At 67.9% G+C, this 1,379-nt stretch carries 1 protein-coding gene; it reads right to left on the bottom strand.

From position 1 onward, the window contains the following. Positions 1-113: 113 nt before the first annotated feature. Positions 114-1,265 carry an ISNCY family transposase gene (locus JUB11_RS32415; protein WP_207462933.1) on the bottom strand — a complete coding sequence of 384 codons (1,152 nt, stop codon included), beginning with the start codon at positions 1,263-1,265 and terminating at the stop codon, positions 114-116. Positions 1,266-1,379: the final 114 nt, after the last annotated feature.

Consider the following 1,379-nt stretch of genomic DNA (forward strand, 5'->3'; position numbering starts at 1 on the left):
TGTCGCTAACAAGTCAAGTTGGCCGGTTTTCGTAACATGTGAGTTGGCCGCTCTGTTCGCTATTTGGACCGGGGGCATGCCCCCGGTCCAAATAGCGGGCGCGTGGAGCGGGATCACGCAGCCTGCTGAATGGCATCCTCCTGCAAGATGCCGGTCTCGTCGTAGCGCGCGATCCGGCGCGGGCCGTAGAAGATGGCCAGGGTGCCGTCGGGATAGCAGTGCACGCGCACCGTGGCCTTGACGAAGTGAGCACGCCACGAACTCGGCGGGATCTGCAGCACAAGGCCCTCCCAGCGCACCGTGTTATCGCGCCCGACCACGCGCTCGTCCTGCCGGCACAGAATGTCGGCCAGTTCCACACCCCGGAGCGGCACGAACGCGCTGCCCGGCTCGCTCGCCTCCACCATGAAGCGGGCGTTGTGGCGCGGCAGGTAATCCTCGGCCAGGAAGCGGTTGGCCGCCTCCATCGTCGTGATGCCGGCATCGGCCAGCTCATGCACCAGACGCCCCTGCAACGTGCCGAACATCCGCTCACTGCGCCCGCGGGCCTCGGGCGAGTAGGCCGCGATATGCTCCACGCCGAGTTGGGCCAGCGCCCGCCCGACCTGGGTCGGCTGGCTCTTGTCCACCTTGCCGCCAGCCTCGGGCGTGTGGAAGTAGTGGCTGCCCCGGTCGGTGTAGAGCGCGCACGGCAAGCCCTCGGCCCGGAACACCTCCAAAAGTCCCTGGAAGCTGCTGTCGGTGCCCTCCTCCTCGACCAGGAAAGCCGAGTAGATCCGCGAGGTCGCGTCGTCCAGCGTCACGATCAGGTCGACCAGGCGCCCCAGCCCCGGCAGCCAGAGATGCCGCGAGCCGTCTTGATGCAGCATCATTCCCGGCACCGGCCGACGCGGCCGCTTCTTGCGATGCGCCGAGCGCTTCACCGCCGGGCGCACAAGGCCGGAGGCGTGCAGCACGCTCTTGGTCCAGCCGTAGCTGCGCGCGATCCCGTGCGTCGCCTCCAGCCGCTCGTGGAAGTGCTTCACCGTCCAGCCCGTGTAGCGCGTCCGGTAAAGCTCCAGCACCCGTTCCACCTCGTCCGCCGGTACCCGGTGCGGGCTGACCTTGCCCAGGCGCCGGTCCAAAAGACCCTCCAGACCCTCCCCCTCATAGCGCGCCCGCTGGCGCCGGAACGTCCGCTCCGACACCCCGAGCCACTCCGCCGCCTCCGCCAAGCTCAACCGCCCCTGCCGGACACGATCGTGGATCTCCTCGAACCGCTGCATGCGGATCTCCTGTAGCACCCCTGTCCGCCCCATCCCCGCCCCCTTCGTTCGGCAGAGCCTAAGGCCGGACAGATCACTTGCTACAAACTCCGGACACATCACGTGTTAGCGACA

This window comes from Azospirillum sp. SYSU D00513 (genome assembly GCF_017356015.1).
Lineage (GTDB): Bacteria > Pseudomonadota > Alphaproteobacteria > Azospirillales > Azospirillaceae > Azospirillum.